1 pseudogene is annotated in these 270 nt (G+C 60.7%); it reads left to right on the top strand.

Features of this window, described 5'->3' with window-relative positions:
- Nucleotides 1–68 precede the first annotated feature (68 nt).
- Nucleotides 69–270, top strand: a pseudogene (locus ABFX56_RS16115) (transcriptional repressor); the annotation flags it as partial.

The following is a 270-nucleotide window of genomic DNA, read 5'->3' as shown; positions in this document are numbered from 1 at the left end:
ACGATGACCACTCAAGGAAGCGAGAACGGGTAACATAATAACGTCTCCAGCAAATCTCGTCGCCGCTCATGCCTATTACCCCGATTGCCAGCCGTCCCCACGACCACTCCCATTGCGTGCACAGCGCTTTGTCCGAGGCCGATACCTTGTGCGCGCAGAACGGTTTGCGTCTGACTGCCCTGCGCCGCCGCGTCCTGGAACTGGTCTGGCAAAGCCACAAGCCACTGGGTGCCTATGACATCCTCGCGGTGCTCAGCGAGCAGGACGGCC

This window comes from Parafrigoribacterium mesophilum (genome assembly GCF_039652555.1).
Classification (GTDB): domain Bacteria; phylum Actinomycetota; class Actinomycetes; order Actinomycetales; family Microbacteriaceae; genus Parafrigoribacterium; species Parafrigoribacterium mesophilum.
Note: the sequence above shows the minus strand (reverse complement) of the source record. Positions and strands in the feature narration are given on the sequence as shown.